Genomic DNA, 16536 nt, shown 5'->3' with positions numbered 1-16536 from the left:
TGAAAAATATGGACAACCCGAGGGATTGGAAAAATGAAATTGAAACAAAACAGCCGTTTTCATCAAAAAATATTTAATAAACTTTTTTTAACTTCCTCCATTACGATTATTGTAACGGTAATCGTCTTAATTGTGACAATTACAAACTATTATTCTGATATCATCATTCAGAAGGAAGTCAATGTCAATATTAGGACGATCGAACGGGTAGAGGATTATTTTTCTGCCAAAGATTCAGATATCAATAAAGCAATCAGGGATATTTATGTTCAAGGGGATCTGATCGATGATATCTCCTTTGCCCTCCATAATGGGTATGGGAAATATTTAGAATACCGCCTTGATCGATTTTCGGAGGACCGCACGTATTTTCCTAGCAATCTTGATACCTATTTTAATGGCTTTTTTAGTCAAGACAGTGATATTAACGCCATTAGCTTACGTTCATTGGATAGTGTAGGAATCGAATATTTACTTATCAATAATTATCTTCGCTGGAACAAGAGTATCGTTGAACCGAAACCGTATACACATGATACCATGCCGGGGGGATACTCTAATCTAAATGAAGCTGGACTGCCACAAGGGAGGGAATTAAAAGATACCATTACAAAAAAGGAGGTCATTAATAACCCAGTCACGCTTGAGAAACTTGGGGAAATCTCCATCTATTACTCTACTGAACATTTAGATAAGATGGTCAAAAGGGATGAAGGTGCACCGGCTTCTTTCTTTTTAATCGATCAAGACGGCAAAATTGTTTATTCACATAATGAGGGAGTCCCTCGCGCTCTTGTCCATCAATTAAAACAAGAAACAAATGAAACGAAAATAAAGTATAAATCTGAAAAGTATTATGTCAATACCATAGCTAACAAGGGTGATTATACGTTTGTCAGTGTTATTACCGACCAAGGGTGGCAAAAGTTATCCATTGTCAGGGGAACCATGTGGATCGTAATCATTTTACTAATTATGGCGGCCATTTTACTGTCTTATTCGTTTATGCAAAATTATTCGAAACGGATTAATAAGATTGTTTCGACGATTCGTCAAGTGGAAAAGGGGAACCTGGATGCACGGATTCCCGAATCCAAACATGAAGATGAATTATCGAGCATTGCTTCTAATATGAATTCTATGCTCAATGAATTGAATAATTATATTGAACAATTTTACATGCTTAATATGAAGCAGCAGCAGGCGGAATTAAAAGCGCTGCAAGCCCAAATCAATCCTCATTTTTTATTCAATACGCTTGAAGCAATCAGAATGGTAGCGGTCTTGGAGGGCTCCAAAACGTCCAGTAAAATGATTTTTCATTTATCCAAATTGTTTCGCTACTCGCTGGAATCAAAAGATACCGTCCCATTCTATACCGAAATGGAATATGTCAAACAATATTTAACCTTAATGCAGTTTAAGCATCCGGATAAGCTCGAGGTCCATTTCGATATTCCAGACGAAGTAGAACAAACACCTGTTCAAAAATTGATTCTTCAGCCGATTATTGAAAATTACTTTGTTCATGGTTTTAAAAAGGATCGGACTGACAACGAATTAACCATTTGTGCGGCCCATCTTGGCGAAAAAATTGAAATACGTATAGAAGATAACGGTAAGGGTATGTCTGAAGAGGAACTGGCCAACATTGTTCAACATATTAATCGTGAAGAGGGCGATGAAATGCAATCAATTGGGTTGAGGAATATCCATCAACGTTTGAAACTCAAGTTTGGGGACCAGTTTGGGCTCTCAGTAAAAAGCAGCAAAGACACAGGAACAATGGTCACTATGTCCATTCCAGCACAGGGGATTTACCATGTTTAGGGTGCTGTTGGTTGATGATGAACCGATCATCACAAAAGGACTGTCGGTCATTTTAGATTGGGAGGATTACGGATTTGAAATAGTCCATACCGCAGAAAGCGGGGAGGAGGCGCTCTCCTATATCAAACAATATCCCATTGATATTCTAATCACGGATATATTGATGGGGGAAATGTCCGGTTTGGACTTGATTCAAGAGGTAAAGTGCATCAGGCCCGAGATCAAAAGTATTGTGTTAACAGGATATCAAGAGTTTGATTTTATTAAACGAGGATTGTTATTAGGAATTGAAAATTATTTAGTAAAACCGGTAGATGAAGAGGAATTATTGAAAACGCTTCAAGCCGTCGGCCGGAAATTAAGGGCGGAAGCATCAGGAACCCGGACGCAGGAATCGACCACCCTGTTGGACAATACCTTATGGAGCTTTCTGACGGGAGAAATAGACCGACGTGATTGTCTGGAAAGATTGGCCTTGTACAACATTGAATTTAACCAGCCTTTTTACAATGTTTCTATTTTAAATATTGAACATTACCAGTCTGAAGTTGTAAAAAACGTTCGACACTTTATTGAAGAGCAGTACCAGGCAATTTGTCTCTTTAGTCCGAATCAAGAGATCGTGATTATTTTTGGCGGTGCCAGTGAAGAAGAGCTTTTAAAGCAAAACCAACGCCTTGTTGATGACCTTATGACTGAACAAAAAGGGACAGGCTTATTCTATTTGGCAATGGGAAAGCCGGTTCGTGTGATGGATGAATTAGAAGACAGCTTTTCCATGGCAAGGGAACATAGCTCCTTACAGTTATATTCAGAACCGAATGTCCTCATTTCAGATAAGCAAGCAATTGATCGTCACGAAGAGTTAAAACGACAACAGGAATTTAAGGAAACGGTTGTCAAACGGCTCATGAATGCGGAGGAAGAATCACTAGAACTGATTGATTTATTTTTTAAGGAATTAACAGAGAAGTCAAATGTGATCTCCCCGCAAGTGGCAAAAAAATACACATTTGATCTCATTTCTTATATCCATTATTCTCTGCAGCCAGATGATTTGTCCCTTTATACGGCTGTCGTCGAACGGATCGTATATAGCTCGGATATCGCGCAGATGAGGGCGATTTTGAATGAATATTGTTATGAGTTAATCTTGACCATTCATAATCATGTTCATTTAAGAAGCCCGATTGTCCAAAATGTGCTTCAGTATATCCATGCCCACTATGACCAGGGGCTGTCCTTAAAAACACTGGGGCAGCAGTTTCATGTCAATGCCATTTATCTGGGGCAGTTGTTTCAAAAGGAAGTAGGGGTTGTCTTTTCGGAATATCTTAATCGCTACCGGTTGGAGAAAGCGAAAGAATTACTGAAAACCACCCATTATCGGGCAGGGGATATTGGAAAAAAAGTCGGGTATTCTGATACCACTTATTTTTATAAACAATTCAAGAAAATCGTTGGCACGACACCGAGTGAGTGGAGGAAAATTTAACGATTCATCAGGTGTTTTTTAGCCATTTACATTTACTAAGAGAAGCGGTGATATGAATGGAAAAAAATATTGATCAACCAAACTATCTTTTTCCGGAAAAATTTTGGTGGGGAAGTGCTGCATCCGGTCCGCAGACGGAAGGGGCCGCGATGATGGATGGAAGAAAGCAAAGTATATGGGATTATTGGTACAGCAAGGAGCCCGATTGTTTTCATAATCAGGTCGGCCCGGAGCAGACATCAGATTTCTACCATCGGTTTAAAGAAGATATTCAGTTAATGAAAGAAACGGGGCATAACTCCTTTCGGACCTCAATTCAATGGTCACGGTTAATTCCGGATGGAACCGGGGAAGTGAACGAGAAGGCTGTAGCCTTTTACAATCAAGTTTTCGATGAGCTGTTGGCCCAGGGCATCGAGCCGTTTGTGAATTTATATCATTTTGATATGCCGATGTGCATGCAGGAAAAAGGCGGCTGGGAAAGCCGGGAAGTCGTCGATGCCTATGTGGATTATGCAAAAAACTGCTTTCGCTTATTTGGCGGTCGAGTGAAATATTGGTTTACCTTTAATGAACCGATTGTTCCTGTCGAGGCGGGCTATTTATATAATTGGCATTATCCTAATGTAACAGATTTCAAACGGGCTGCCGTTGTTGCCCACCATACGATTGTGGCCCATGCAAGGGCGGTAGAGGCCTTTAAGAATTCGAAGGTAGATGGTAAAATCGGCATCATTCTAAACTTAACCCCCACTTATCCAAGAAGCAAGGACGCGGAGGATGTAGCCGCAGCCCATATTTCAGATCTGTTCTTTAACCGGAGTTTTCTTGATCCAGTCACAAAAGGGGAGTATCCGCGTGACTTGGTTGATATTTTAGAAGATAGAGACCTGCTACCAATCGTGGAGGCCAGTGATTTGGCAGTAATTAGAGAGAATCCTATTGATATTTTAGGCGTGAACTACTACCAGCCGCGCCGCGTAAAAGCTAAGGAGCAGCCGGAGCTGGAGAATGCTCCATTTATGCCGGAACATCTATTTGATCCTTATATCATGCCAGGGCGGAAGATCAATCCGCATCGCGGCTGGGAGATTTGCGAGGAAGTCATCTATGACATTATGATGGATCTTCGTGACAATTATGGCAATATCCCCTTCTTCATCTCGGAGAATGGCATGGGGGTTGAGGGAGAGGAGAAGTTTCGCAACGAAGAAGGATTCATTGAGGATGAATACCGGATTGAGTTTGTGAAAGATCACTTAAAATGGGTACATAAAGGAATTCAGGAAGGAGCCAATTGTCTAGGATATCATATCTGGACATTCATGGATAACTGGTCTTGGACAAATGCCTATAAGAACCGCTACGGATTGGTAGAAGTAGATTTGAAGAATGGTCTAAAACGAACCATTAAGAAATCGGGCCGATGGTACAAAGTGCTGGCACAAAACAATGGATTTTAAGTCTGATGGAGCCAAATTTTAAAAGCAGGGGGGATTCCAGTGAAAGCCTACATGGTATTCGATATTGGCGGCACATATATCAAATATGCGGTTATGGATGAAACGGCCAAGAAACTCAAAAGCGGCAAGCTGATGACGCCCAAAGATGGATTGGAGATCTTCTTGCAGACTTTACAAAGAATAGTAGAACAATATTCAGATGACTTTGATCTTCAAGGAATTGCGGTAAGTTCTCCGGGATCTGTAAATGTAAAAACAGGCTTTATTGGCGGGGCCAGTGCGATTCCCTATATACATGGGGTCAACATGGCCTGGCTCATAAAGGAACGGACGGGACTTCAGACAGCGATTGAAAATGATGCAAATTGTGCTGCCTTGGCGGAAGGCTGGTTAGGTGCTGCCAAAGGAACGGACTACTATATTTGTATTGTCATAGGAACAGGAATTGGCGGAAGTATTGTCCTGAACCAATCCATTTTACGCGGGGCTTCGCTTCACGGCGGGGAGTTCGGTTACATGATTATGGGGGCACCGTTCCAGGAGCCGCTGCAAGGAACCTGGAGTTTTGTGGCCTCCACCAATGCCCTTGTGGAGGAAGTGAAAAAGAGAAAATCGTCTGGGAGAGGGAAGTTGGACGGAGAAGAGGTATTTCGTTTGGCCGGAGAAGGCGACTCGATTGCCCAAGAATGTCTGGCTGAGTTTTATAAGAGGCTGGCTATCGGTATCTATAATTTAAAATATGCCCTAGACCCAGAAAAAATCCTCATTGGCGGCGGAATTAGCAAGCGGCAGGACGTGATTGCCGGGATCAATCGTGAATTAAAGGGGCTAAGAAATGAAATTTCCACGTTACCTATTGAAGTGGAAGCGTGTCAATTTGGTAATGATGCCAACTTAATCGGGGCATTATTTCATTTTCTGAATGACAAAGGCCGGTTTCAAGAATAATAGACTAGGAGGAGTTGCAAATGCTTGGTGCGATTGAAGCGGGAGGGACAAAATTTGTTTGTGCGGTCGGCGACGAAAAGGGAAAGATAGCGGACCGGATTCAAATCCCCACCACCACACCGGAAGAAACCATTCCAAAAGTAATCGATTTTTTTAAACAGCATCCAGTAGAGGCGATTGGGATTGGCTCGTTTGGCCCCATTGATGTCAACCGGGAAAGCCCTACTTACGGACATATTACGTCTACTCCAAAACCTGGGTGGAAGGATTATCCGTTAGTAAAAACGTTTCAGGATGCCTTTGATGTTCCAATCGGCTTTCATACTGATGTAAATGCTGCGGCTTTAGGAGAGGCGACTTTTGGTGCCGTCGAAGGGCTGGATAGCTGCTTATATATCACTGTTGGAACAGGAATTGGTGCAGGGGCACTTGTTCAAGGACGGCTGCTTCAAGGGCATTCACATCCGGAAATGGGGCATATTTTGGTCAAACGTCATCCGGAGGATCGATATCAGGGAAGGTGCCCTTATCATGGTGATTGCCTAGAGGGACTTGCGGCAGGTCCTGCCATTGAAGAACGCTGGGGTGAAAAAGGAATTCGCTTGGCGGACCGGGAGGAAGTATGGGAATTGGAAGGCTACTATATCGCTCAGGCCCTGATGCAATATATTTTGATTCTTTCTCCGAAAAAGATTATCCTAGGCGGCGGCGTGATGAACCAAATACAAGTATTCCCTTTTATCTATCAGTATTTGGAGGAGTTTCTGCGTGATTATGTTTCATTGCCGGAGTTGTCGGAATATATTGTGAGCCCTGGTTTAGGGGATGATGCAGGGATTACGGGGGCACTTTTACTGGCCTATCAGGCATGGACTTCAGAGCAGTAAAAACTATTAATAGAAAGAACGAATCTCACAGGTTTACTTTTGGGGTGCAATAATGTTAAAAGTAAGTCAAGTCACTGATATTATCTAGTTTTTTAACTACTTTATTAATGCGGATCATCATAAGGATTTGTCCTTCATTGCGTGGATGAAGGACATTTTTCGTGTAGCCCGACCAAGTTTTGTGTATTTGGTAATTTATATGGCAGTATGATTTATGAATGTAAAAAAGCCTAAAATGAGCAAGTAGTGTATAAAAACTTGCATATTATAGGCTTATTAAAATTATTCGCTGTTGTGGTAAAGCATCCGTTAGCTTAACAAGTACCTTCTGGAAACATTCGTCAAAGTTGCACACTAATTTTCTATAACAAAGTGAACTAAACAAACTACAAATACATATAAATGCCTATAGAGTTTTTAATGACTATGTACTTGTTCGATGCGGCTGTCGTGTCAATGCTGAATTTTTTTAAAAAACAACTTCTCTATCTTTCCTGAACAGGTAACAAACATTTCCGCAAGCTTATGCTGCGAGGGAGGTAAGTAATTTGCCGTTTAAACCACATCCCAATAATACTGCTATTGTAATCACAGACCCACAAAATGACTTTATGAGTCCTGGGGGAAGAGGCTATCATCTGACTAAAGGAACTATTGAACGAAACAATACCATACAAAAACTTGAACTATTAATGAGAACTGCCATCAATAAGGGATACCAACTTTTCATATCGCCCCATTATTTATACCCTCATGATTATGGCTGGCAATTTACAGGAAATGAACAAAAGATGCTATTAGGTCTTAGAATGTATCAAGTGGCAAATGCGTACACACCACCGTCATTTGGAGCTGATTTTGTTCATTCTTTCAAACCTTATATTTTTGATAGAAGAACCGTCATTGCAACTCCTCACAAGGTTGCCAGCCCACAAACAAATGACTTGGAATATCAGTTACGACAACATAGAAAAGAGAAGATAATTATTGCAGGGGTGCTTTCCAACGTTTGTGTAGAGTCCCATATGAGGCATCTAATCGAAACTGGTTTTGAAACAGCTGTTGTATACGATGCCACCGCAACAATTAGTGAAGAGGATTTTCAAGCTGCCGTTACCAATTATAAAGCATTTGCCAGTGCTACTTGGACGACACAGGAGGCTATTTCAAACTTATAAATCATTCCCCAATGGTAATTTCCTATACAACTTGTCTGAACTGTCCCCAAGTGGTTACTTGGTCAGAATAAGAGCTTGGAATAACGGATGAATTTAGATAGCACAACCCCCTCCAATCTGTTCGGAGGGGGCTATTCTTGCTTGGCACAAACATAAAAGAGCCATTTCCATTCTTCAACTAAACTGCCAGTTAGTACAAGAAGATAGGGATAGCCGCAACCATCCCCTAATACAACTCTTGGACCCGTTAGTTACATAAGATATAGACAATAAAAGTTTAAGTGTAAAAAGTTTTTACTTACCTTTTGACCTTTTTTCTTTTTTTCTTGAGTTTTCTTTTTGACTTTGGCTTTATCCAAAATAAAAAGCGATCATAAGACTTTTTTTGAAGGATGAGTATCCAAATAAACTCGAATAGTTGCCACAGCACGATAGAAACAAGATAGGCAAGGCTGATGTAAGACATCCAAAGAAAACATTTTTCAATTGGAATACCACTCATTACAAGCAATCCAAAAATCAAAACATTCAATAGAAAGAATTTCATTTTGTATCTCATAGAGATTTTCACCTATTCATTTTTTTCTCTACTTAATAATTCTATCTTTTACATCGTTTAACCTTTTCTTCTTCAATTTACCTGCTCGTTAGTGCAATAAAAAAAGGGGATTGCCGCAGCCATCCCAATCTTCAACTCTTGCACCCGTTAGCTTAATAACACCTTAGTTAATTTAATTAATGTTTCAAAATAAAATTCACCAATTCGTTAAATGCTTTTTGTGCAGATTTTACATTATATTTTGGAGAGTAGGGGTCACTGAATCCGTGCATTCCGTCAAATTTATATAATTCTATATTCTTTTTATCTAAAGTTAAAATTAACTCGTCCACATTAAATGATTGTTCTTCTTGCGGAAAGAATAGCATTGTAGGACATTGTGGTGTTAATTTTACATAATCCCGAATACGTGAACCATAGTATCCAACTATTCCATCGATACATTCTTCCTCACTACATAACCAAGCAACAGTTGCCCCTACACTAAACCCAATGATAAATATTTTTTGGTATTCATCTTTAACATCTGATAATATATCTTTTATTTTATGTATAGCGTGAGTGAATCCTACGTTCTCCATAAAATTACGGTAAGCATCTTCCTCTTGAGAATAATCAAAAGGTGTCTCTGATCCTAAAAAATTTGGACAAATGACATCAAAACTCTGTTTTGATATTATTTCACAAAAACTCTTCATATGTTGGTTAATTCCATAAATTTCGTGTATAACAATGATAACAGTACCAGACTTTTTATTTATTTGAATCATTTTGTAGCCCCCTTGAACTGATACTCAAATTATACATATTAATACCAAATTATATCATTCCTTCTTCCACTAACCTGCCCAGTTAGGTTAAGTGAAAATATTCACAATCTATTCACCATTACCTTACAATATCGGTAAGAACATAAAAAGAAAAACTCTAATTAATACAGGATTTTAATCAAACTTTATTTTAAAGCTACAGAATTAAAACAATAAAAGCCTACTCATTAACGAGTGGGCTTATTTTCGTTATCTTTATCCAATTTTACATTTACGCGCCTTAGAGGATTCGAACCGCTGACCTCCTGCGTGCAAAGCAGGTGCTCTCCCAGCTGAGCTAAGGCCCCAAGGCCCCATAGTGTTAATATCCAGTTCGACTGGTCGGGAAGACAGGATTATGCTGTTTATGTTAATGCTCTGGTCCATTCTTGTCAGCTTGCAACTATTCTTCCCAAATGCTTTCCCATTCTTTTAAACCATTCCAAATATGGTCCATTATAATACCGGCTCCTTTTCTTCCTGTTCCCTCAAAGCACGATACAAGGCAGATCTAGATACGGAAGTCATTCCCGTGATTTCTTTAACCGTGTATTTGTTCAATTTATAAAGCTCAATGGCGTGTTTAAGACCAGCGTGTTTCTTGTGGTATTTCTTCGGTCTTCCTTCATAAACACCTTTACTTTTAGCAATCTCGATTCCATTCCGCTGTTTCTCTTTTAAAATGGTCCTTTCCATTTCAGCAAAGCCAGCCATGATTGTTAAAAAGAACTTTCCTGTTGGCGTCCTGGTATCTATGTTCATATCAAGAATCACAAGATTAATATTCCTAGCTTCAAAATCCTCAACCAATTCTATTAGCTGTCTGGAGCTTCTTCCTAATCGGTCCATCCGGATTACTACAATCGTGTCTCCAGAATCCAACTTGTCTAATAGCTTGTCTAATTCTGGTCTTTGTTTGGCAACGCCAGAAATTTTTTCGTGTACAATTTCATCGACTCCGAATTTGGAAAGGGCTGCAAACTGAGTGTCCAAATTCTGATCTTTGGAACCGACCCTCGCATATCCGTAAATCATTTTCTTTCCCCCATGTTTCACTTACTCTACCTTGTTCATGCTTCCTTTCCTTATTTCCTATTTAGATTTATAGTTATCACCATAATAATCAATATTCAAATCTGTAATCATACTTTTAAGTTCATGGGCCACACTAGCCACCCATACAATAGCCCCTATGGTGAGCCCTACACACAATAATGTTATAACTCTTTTCTTCTTCTTCATTGACGTTTCCTTCCTTTTATGTAATCTCTTATACTACAAAATTGTATCCTATCCACTTAAGTTTTGGAACAACCTTATTGGGACACTATAAAACATTAATCTTGCGCCCTCTTAAATTATCAGACAATTTGTTTCGCGAGGTAGACTTTTTGGAACAGTAGAAAAAATATTTTTACCTCCCTCTTGAAATCCACCATTTTGGTGGAAAAATAATACAGTACATATTTTAGAAATTTTAGGGGGAAATCACTTGGCGAAAAAAGTTGAATTAGAAAAAGTGACAATTGAGTTTTTTTGATGCTGGATTTGACAAACAGGCCTGGATATCAGGATGTTTGTTTGAACGACTTTATGGATCAAAGCTACAAAATTTAGATCTCAAAAATGAACTTGAAAAACTTAAAGAGAACTTGATGATATTAAAAGCAAAAAAACTGATTAAGTTTGCATATTGTGAGAGCAAACGTCAAAAAGCCCGGTATCTAGGAATAGGAAAACCGGGCTTTTTGCTAGGGTTTACAACTATGTCATTCGTTAGAGATTGGTAGATCTAGGACCGTAATAAATATAACATTGCTTGTTTACAGTTTAGTTAATGGACAGGGACAATTTGGTAACATTTCCATTACTTTTGAGGAAACACTCAGCTTATATGTAAAATGTTTGTCTAGATTTCTTTTGAGATTTCATTTTTGTTAAAATTAATGTTGTTTGTCCAAGACTAATTACAAAAACAAAAAGTGCAAAGCCTAATTGAATAAATTTAGTTGTTCTAGCGTTACTCTAAATTTTATGTGATTGTACTTGAGAAACAGTAACAGCAGTTATCTTTGAACGAGATTAACTAATACAAAAAGTATATTAGTGTTGATGTTCTTCAGCAGTTCATTTTTGTTTTAATAAAGCACCCGTTCGTATTATAAGGTCAGCCAGATATTTCTGGTTGACCAATTTTTATTTGGTTTTATTATAACGGTAGCCGGGGTAGAACATAAGCACCCGTGGGAATTAGATCCCGTAAAGTAAACAGTTCGCCCCCTACTTGTAGAAACATGTTTGAGGCTGGTTGGGACTTTGATCTCGTATAACAAGCGAAGCTATGATGCTGCAAGAAGGAATTAGGGGTACCGGTGATTTTATTTATTAGAGGAGGAGATTTAATAATGAATCCAGTCGTTGGTCTGGATATAGCAAAAGGTGAAAGTCAGGTTCAAGCTTTCTTGGATAAGAAACAACCTTTCAAAAGTAGTTTTAAAGTTTCACATAAGCTTGAGGGATTAGATACTTTACACCAATTTCTTAGAGAAATTGAGAACTTAACAGGAGTTAAACCTCCAATTGTTCTTGAAGCTACAGGGCATTATCATTCTCCCGTTGTTCAGTATTTTGAGGACAGAGATTATTTGTTAATAATAATTAATCCTCTTATCTCCTATCGTGCAAAGAGCTCGAGTTTAAGGAAAGTAAAAACAGATAAAATAGATGCTTATCATCTCTGTGAATTGTACTATAAAGAGGATTTAGAGCCCTATAAAAAAAGGGGAATTCACCTCTTAAACCTTCGTAATCTAACACGGCAACACGAAAACTTAACTGAAATATTTGTACAAGCTAAGCTACAGTTCCAAGCAGTTCTTGATCAGGTTTTCCCTGAGTATAAAGGTGTTTTTGGGGACTTATATTCAGTTGTTTCTTTACTAACACTACTAGAATATCCTACATCTAACGATGTCTTAGAAGCTGGAGAAGAAACGCTAACAACTTGAATAAAGGAAAACTGTAATAGTCGTTCTCGTAAGTGGGCGGCAACAAAGGCAAAGGACTTGATATCTGCAGCTGCTCAGAATCCTTTTCAGAGAACCTTATACCAGAGCCATATTTTAACGCTAAAATGTATATCAATATGCTTTTAGAATATCAAAAGCACCTATCTACGCTTCAGGCTGAGATAGATGCTTTAGCAAAAGAACTTATAGAATATAAGATTATCCAATCAATCCCCGGTATCGGAGAAAAAATCGAGGCAACGATAATTTCTGAAATTGGTGAGATTGATCGGTTTAATCACCCTAAAAAACTTGTAGCTTTTGCCGGAATAGACCCTAGTATCTTTGAATCAGGAAGGTTCAAAGGAACAGTGAACAGAATTACAAAAAGAGGGTCTAGCAGGCTTAGGCGTGCCTTATATTTAGCCGTTAAATGTGCCATTCGTGATTGTCGAAAAAAGAAAACAACCAAAGATATAATCCCACGTAACAAGAGGTTACGAGAGTTCTATGATAAGAAACGTGAAGAAGGAAAGCCTTATAAAGTAGCTGTAATAGCCTGTGCAAATAAGCTTTTACAATGGATCTATGCAATATTAAAAAGCAACTCAACTTTCCGAGATATAGCTTAAATAATAAATAAAACTAAACAATACAAAACCTTCCAAAAGTTGAATTAAGGAAGGTTATTTGGCATGCACATTTTTAGTATATCATGAAATATTTTAAGTTTTTATTGAAAATGTTGACAAACTATAAGCTGGTTTAGCACCATTAGCAAAGATTGAGAAAAATGTATAAATAATAGCGCTTATACAAGAAAGATCATCTATGTAAAATAATTCAAAACGATTAATAAACAGACTGCCAAAACATACATCAATTAATTGCCAGAAAACAGTATCGTCCTTCATTGCGAGAATGAAGGACATTTTTCATGAAGCCCGACTTTAACATCAATACTCAACAGTGTTCTTTATTTTAACCAATGAATCTATGTTTTTGCCAATAGGATGTAAAGAATAGTACTGCTAAAATAATGGAAGGGCTTACATTGGTGCGGTTTATGGCATTAAGAGAAACTATGTCTATTAAAGGAGGTGGAGCTTATCACACAATTAATCTTTTGATGCATTACATAGAGAGTCTTTTGTAAAGGTGCCATCGGTTAGAAAAGAGAGCAATCAATTAACTTCTTTTGTTGACACATACAGTAGTTACAAATAAGGGAGGGAAATGGATGTTTTCTCGATTGGGAAAAAAGAAAAAAACAATAATCGTCACGATTTCAATGCTTTTTACCTTGCAGGCAAGCTTTTCATCCTCAGCCTTGGCAGGGGATACACTGCCCTATACGGGCGGCAGCGCAACCGGATTAAATCAGCCAACCCAGCATGGATATACATCGAATGACATTTTGGAATGGAAACCAGAAACAGATAAAGATGCTGAAATGCTCAGGGCGAGAGTGCCATTACAAGAGCGTAATGAAGCATTTGCCGCCACACAGGCAAACCCAGGGTTGAGCCCGGATACACAAATGTTTAATATTGCTGGAGACTATGGGAATGCTTTTATGGACAGTACGGCATATACGAATAAATTCGGACAATATACATTTCCGTACTGGCAGTATGTAGATTATTACTCCTATTGGCATGGAATGGCGACAGTTGATGTTCCGAAAGATTTATATAATCCGAGCCTGCCATGGTATGAAAGATGGTTTGAATTTGGTGCATTAAATATCCCCAATCCGGCTTATACGAATGCAGCTCATAAAAACGGGGTCAAATCCCTTGCCGTTATTTTCTTCTCGAGCAATGACAGGGGTCCGCAAACCTATACACAAATGCTTGTCAAGGACAAGGAAGGTCATTTCCCTGTTGCTGAAAAACTGATTGAAATGGCTAAGTATTATGGTTTTGACGGATATTTCTTTAACCAGGAAGAGAGTTCAGGGGTAGCTGTGAAAGATATCCCTACTTATAAAGAGTTTTTAAAGGTTTTAAGAAATAGCGGTCTATATGTCCAGTGGTACGATTCAGTCCATAATACAACTGGTAAAACGAGATACGAAAACGAATTTACTGCAGTGAATAGTCCGTTTGTTAAGGATGTGCAATATGGCGATCTTGCCCAGTCGATTTTCTTGAATTACCTTTGGAATAAGCAAAAGATGGAAAATTCAAAGGCCCATGCAGAGAGCTTAGGTTTGGATCCACTGGAGACGGTGTTTGCAGGCGTTGAAGCAGGCGGCGACCGGTTTAATAAACAGCGGAACGATCTGCGAAATAATTTAGACAGCACAGGAAAACCGATGAATAGTATTGCTATGCTTGGAGCGGATTTTACCCATCATGCATTGGATGAAGATCTCGGCGGAGAGGATACTATACGCCGGAACAGCAGCGATTACCAATGGATGTCGTTTATTCGTGACCGTGCATGGTGGACAGGTCCTAATTTGGACCCAACAAGTACGGGCAGAAATGCAAACGCTCCGCTTTCTGATGTAGCGGCAAAAGGGGATAACTGGGATGGTGTTGCCGCGTATATCGCTGAACGCAGTGTCATTCAAGGTTCCAACTTTGTGTCCAATTTTAATATGGGACGTGGGTTGGGCTATTATGTCAATGGCAAGGTTAGTAACTCAGAAGAATGGTCCAATATCAATATTCAGGATATTCCGGTGACATGGCAGTGGTGGATGGAAACATCAGGTACGCCGCTCAAGGCAGATTTTGATTTTGGTCCTAATTACAATGCAGGCCCTCGGTACGATTATCAAAAGGTTGGTGCCTATAACGGCGGTAACTCGCTGGTGGTTAATGGCACGTTAGATGCGGAAAACTTTTTACACCTTTATAAGACCGATTTACAGGTAAAAGAGGGCTCGAAACTTTCGATTACCTACAATAAAACCTCCCAAGATGATGCGTCGGTTATGAGTATCGGTTTACTCTTTAAGGATGACCCTGAAAAGGTTGTGAAAGTGGAAGTACCGAATTCCGGTAAAAAGACCGATGGATGGGTAACAGCAAACCTTGACCTATCCAAATATTCTGGCAAGGAGATCGCCGCATTTGGAATCGTGTTTGATAACGGACAACAGGAAAAGATCGACCATTATCAGGTGAATATCGGACAAGTGAAAATCAGCGATGACTCGATTGAGAAACCGCAGGCACCTACAGGACTTCAGATTAACAAAGCTTTACGCGATTCCAATGAAATGTATATCTCATGGAATCTATCAGATTATGATGATGTGAAACAATACAATGTCTATAATAATGGAGCTTATGTTGGCGGTATTTATGATGATGTCTTTTACATCAAGAATTTAAATGGGCTATCAGGTGAAATTTCTCTGACCGCCGTGAGTCAGGATGGTCAAGAAAGTGCCCCTGCTGTTGTTCATTATGATTTAACAAAAGGTGTTCATAACATAAAGGCTGCCCAATCGGATAACGGCGATATGGTGGTTTCGTGGGAAAATCCTAAGGATGTTGATGGGGAAATTACCATCAATATTTCTACCGAGTACGACTATGCCAAAGAAGTCAACAAGACGATCACTGTTGACAGCGGCAAAACAGAAGCAAAACTGTCCAATATGCCGATTAATGGGGATAAATACCATCTGAAGATAAAAATGGGCAGCCATGACTGGATTAGCTATCGCGGTACGTTTATTGACAAATCGATTGAAGCGTATCCGGCTGAAAAAGTCACCATTAATGGTACTTCCGTGACGTGGGAATTACCGGAGGCGAGGGATTGGCACTACCTGTATGTCTATGAAAATGGTGTGGCTAAAACGTTTAATACCACCTACAGTCAAGGACGCAAACCTTATATTGTGCGCGGACGTACACATTTACAAGAGCTCACCTTCCAAACTCAATCAACAGACAGCATCCTTGAATTTGTGATTGAAGACTATTCGGGCAATAAGGCCAGTACGGTTGTCAGGATCACCTTGGATGGCCTTTACGGTGTCATCAACGGATTGGTTGAGAAAGGAGAATTGACCCAAACAGCCGGTGAGCAGCTAACGGAAACCTTGACCACTGCAAAAGAACATTATGACGGCGGCCGTTTGAAGCAAGCGGCAATTCACTTGGAGAAGTTTAAGTATTCAATTGACCGTAACCAATTTAAGGACGTTCCAGCTGACACAAAGAATATGTTAAAAGCTAGCGCTGATTATTTCTTAAGAACATGGGCGGAGTAAACGGCTGCTAGCATTTTTTCAGCGAAGATTACCATGTTACAGTATGGCAGATACAAAAACTATCTGCCATACTCTTTATTTTTATTAAAAGAATAATAGATTGGGAGGGAACGATTTTG

At 39.3% G+C, this 16536-nt stretch carries 11 protein-coding genes, 1 tRNA gene and 1 pseudogene; 9 read left to right on the top strand and 4 right to left on the bottom strand.

The window, feature by feature from the left end; all coding sequences use genetic code 11:
- Window positions 1-33 precede the first annotated feature (33 nt).
- From AAHB15_RS17650 to AAHB15_RS17625, 6 genes are all read left to right on the top strand, one after another.
- On the top strand, window positions 34-1830 hold the full coding sequence (locus tag AAHB15_RS17650; protein WP_342042955.1) for a sensor histidine kinase: 1797 nt from the start codon (window positions 34-36) through the stop codon (window positions 1828-1830).
- Window positions 1823-3325, top strand: coding sequence for a response regulator transcription factor (locus AAHB15_RS17645; protein ID WP_342042954.1), 1503 nt, complete (start codon window positions 1823-1825; stop codon window positions 3323-3325). Before AAHB15_RS17650 ends, AAHB15_RS17645 begins: the two co-directional genes overlap by 8 nt.
- A 56-nt stretch (window positions 3326-3381) precedes the next feature.
- On the top strand, window positions 3382-4788 hold the full coding sequence (locus AAHB15_RS17640) for a glycoside hydrolase family 1 protein (RefSeq protein WP_342042953.1): 1407 nt from the start codon (window positions 3382-3384) through the stop codon (window positions 4786-4788).
- 39 nt (window positions 4789-4827) lie between these two features.
- Window positions 4828-5736 carry an ROK family protein gene (locus AAHB15_RS17635; RefSeq protein WP_342042952.1) on the top strand — a complete coding sequence of 303 codons (909 nt, stop codon included), beginning with the start codon at window positions 4828-4830 and terminating at the stop codon, window positions 5734-5736.
- 20 nt (window positions 5737-5756) lie between these two features.
- Complete coding sequence (locus AAHB15_RS17630; RefSeq protein WP_342042951.1) at window positions 5757-6623, top strand: ROK family protein; 867 nt, start codon at window positions 5757-5759, stop codon at window positions 6621-6623.
- 548 nt (window positions 6624-7171) lie between these two features.
- Entirely contained in the window at window positions 7172-7801 is a 630-nt protein-coding gene (locus AAHB15_RS17625) for an isochorismatase family cysteine hydrolase (protein ID WP_179602073.1), read from the top strand.
- A 735-nt stretch (window positions 7802-8536) separates the two neighbouring features.
- Here the strand turns inward: AAHB15_RS17625 and AAHB15_RS17620 are convergent.
- The 4 genes from AAHB15_RS17620 to AAHB15_RS17605 all read right to left on the bottom strand — a co-directional run bounded on the left by AAHB15_RS17620 (window position 8537) and on the right by AAHB15_RS17605 (window position 10411).
- Window positions 8537-9130, bottom strand: a complete 594-nt coding sequence (locus AAHB15_RS17620; protein ID WP_335572035.1) for a dienelactone hydrolase family protein — start codon at window positions 9128-9130, stop codon at window positions 8537-8539.
- A 274-nt stretch (window positions 9131-9404) separates the two neighbouring features.
- Window positions 9405-9476, bottom strand: a tRNA-Ala gene (locus tag AAHB15_RS17615).
- Window positions 9477-9625: 149 nt separating this feature from the next.
- On the bottom strand, window positions 9626-10204 hold the full coding sequence (locus AAHB15_RS17610; RefSeq protein WP_342042950.1) for a recombinase family protein: 579 nt from the start codon (window positions 10202-10204) through the stop codon (window positions 9626-9628).
- A gap of 57 nt (window positions 10205-10261) precedes the next feature.
- A complete protein-coding gene (locus AAHB15_RS17605) occupies window positions 10262-10411 on the bottom strand; it encodes a hypothetical protein (RefSeq protein ID WP_176541384.1) in 150 nt (49 codons plus the stop codon).
- Window positions 10412-10695: 284 nt separating this feature from the next.
- Here AAHB15_RS17605 and AAHB15_RS17600 point away from each other — a divergent pair, with 284 nt between their 5' ends.
- The 3 genes and pseudogenes from AAHB15_RS17600 to AAHB15_RS17590 all read left to right on the top strand — a co-directional run bounded on the left by AAHB15_RS17600 (window position 10696) and on the right by AAHB15_RS17590 (window position 16417).
- Window positions 10696-10959 (top strand): hypothetical protein, encoded by a 264-nt coding sequence (locus AAHB15_RS17600; RefSeq protein WP_342042949.1) that lies wholly within the window; start codon window positions 10696-10698, stop codon window positions 10957-10959.
- Window positions 10960-11574: 615 nt separating this feature from the next.
- Window positions 11575-12809 (top strand): annotated as a pseudogene (locus tag AAHB15_RS17595) (IS110 family transposase).
- A gap of 608 nt (window positions 12810-13417) precedes the next feature.
- Complete coding sequence (locus AAHB15_RS17590) at window positions 13418-16417, top strand: endo-beta-N-acetylglucosaminidase (protein WP_342042948.1); 3000 nt, start codon at window positions 13418-13420, stop codon at window positions 16415-16417.
- The last annotated feature ends 119 nt before the right edge of the window (window positions 16418-16536 follow it).

It is taken from the genome of Bacillus sp. OTU2372 (assembly GCF_038440275.1).
Lineage (GTDB): Bacteria > Bacillota > Bacilli > Bacillales > Cytobacillaceae > Neobacillus > Neobacillus bataviensis_B.
Note: the sequence above shows the minus strand (reverse complement) of the source record. Positions and strands in the feature narration are given on the sequence as shown.